Source organism: Acinetobacter sp. YH16051 (assembly GCF_013417135.1).
GTDB lineage: Bacteria > Pseudomonadota > Gammaproteobacteria > Pseudomonadales > Moraxellaceae > Acinetobacter > Acinetobacter towneri.
Genome location: NZ_VPEN01000084.1, coordinates 1 through 2,213, shown reverse-complemented (window position 1 = coordinate 2,213; position 2,213 = coordinate 1). Strand labels below are relative to the sequence as shown.

1 protein-coding gene is annotated in these 2,213 nt (G+C 38.0%); it reads left to right on the top strand.

Features of this window, described 5'->3' with window-relative positions:
* Window positions 1–1,886 precede the first annotated feature (1,886 nt).
* On the top strand, window positions 1,887–2,213 hold a 327-nt coding region (locus FTV41_RS14380; protein WP_179996731.1), incomplete at its 3' end, for a hypothetical protein.

Below are 2,213 nucleotides of genomic sequence, written 5' to 3'. Positions count from 1 at the left end.
TGATTTTCCGTGTTCAAATTCACGAAACTAACGCGCTTAACGCTAATCATTTATTGAGTTCGCGACTAGAACGAACTCGCAGTTATCAACTTACGACATTTTCACTGTTTCCAGTGGAAGCGACTCTCATGGATCCTCCATCAAGACTAAGCTGGTCCTGACTTCTACACATCACAAAGTACACACTTCAAATTGTGTTTTAGTTCCACAATCACGATTTTATATAACATCATCCCACTAGAGCCTTGCGGCCCATCATCGCAAAAATCAGTCAGCAGCAGATCCGTCTCCGGAACAACTGGGTTATTTCAAAGCGCAAACTTCAACGTAACCAGCGCTTTTCTTAATGATTACTCATGAAATATTATTCATCCGAGCGCTACATCAGGATGTTTAACGTTTATTCACTTTCTTCCGTGCCAAACAGGCTTGCCGCATTTCATAGCTGCCGAGGTTGCCACACCTCTCCCCTGACAAACTTTGTTTTCTCAGTCCGGTTATGCACCGTATTGCCTTTCGTTCACCCACCCCTTACGTTTTTATTCGCTCGAAGTGACCTAATTAATCCGGATAAATCCGAAATAAACCTAATCAGCAACTCTCCCTCTCTCATAAATCAGTCCTTATAGCACCCTCGCGGAATGTTTTCGGTCTAAAAGCCTATAGTCTGGAGCCACCACATCTAATAATTGGCTTGAGAGATTCCCACTTTAGCGTTAACAGTCTTTGTCTATTTCTATTGAAATAGACGGTCAGTACGCTTATCCGTTCCATCTGATATCAGCCATTCCTTTTTTTTGGGATAAGAGTTCCAAAAACTCCCATTATTAACCGATATTAAATTTCATTACGGGTAAAGCACTTAACCTACGCAAAGCAACATGCTTGATCCAATCTCTTGAATCTCCTTAGTGTCACTGTTACAGGCTTGAGCTATCCATAGATCTCAATAACTAATCAAATATGTCATCACGACAAATCAATTTGGTTAATCATTGAGTACCGAGCAGTCCAGATTTCTCCTCGTGCCCCTAGTACCTCGCGATACTCTCATAAGCCCACCTGTGCGCAACGCATACCACCCTGTTAAGGAATTGAAGCGGTAAACGTGTGTTCCTAACGCATCTATCATTCCATGAAGATACTCACACTCTCTGTTAAGCAGGGTTTGCCCTTGTCACCAAGGATCCCGTTTCAGTGTCGCCCAACTATTTGATCGGCTCACAACGATTTCATACGTCACAGCCAATTAAGAGTGATTGGGTCAAAGAACAGAATCTCACTGTCCAGTGCCCTTCGCAGCCGCACCAACTAGATTTCTCACGTATGCAGCTACACGGTCTTTAGCAATGAGATGGCTGTCTCATGCACACGAACCGAAAAAAAAAGTTTAGAAAGTTTTGCTCGTTGCACGATTAACACAACAAAGCTCATTTCATATTTTGGCAAAGCCATCGTCTCAGGCTTTTTTAAACTTGGCAAATTTTCAGATGTTTTCGCGCACGCAGATCGCAGGAACTCTTATTTATATTCCTGCCATTAAACAGCTAGTTAGAATGAAATTTACTCAAAAATAGTCAATAAAAATATATGTTTCAAAGGGGTACTTTTATAGTTATGGCAAAGATTTTTTTAATGTATAAAAAACAACAAGTTAAAAATTGAAATTGTATGAAAAATAACCAATTGTTTTTTATTTCTTTATTTTCAAATATATAAAGAGCATGGATCATTTTCTTAATGATTCAATATCTAAAAATAAAAGTCTTTTTTTAACGTTTTATTATGTTAAAACCCAATAGTTTCTTAAACATTAAGTTCTTTATAATCAACAGTTTACATTGAGTTTTTGAGCTGTTAGATTGATGCTTTTCAGGGTGACTAAGATGTCTTTTAGTAATAACCAAAAACTGATCGGAGGAGATGAAAAAATGTTCATTATCGGTCTGATTGATAACTTTTTCTATCGCGTGATCGGAGTAGATTCTCGTCCAAAATTTTGGGGAAATAACTTTGAATTTTATGAAAAAGCTATGTCAATCTCTGTGTCATCTAGTAAGCGTGATATCGATAGCTTATTTATAAGGTTCGGCACGCTTTGGAATTCTGAAAATAAAAAAGAAATCGTTATCGAACAGATGGATTTTCGAAAAGAGTTATGTCATCTGGATGTATCTATTAAATTACTATTAATTCTCTGTGAAATAGCTGAA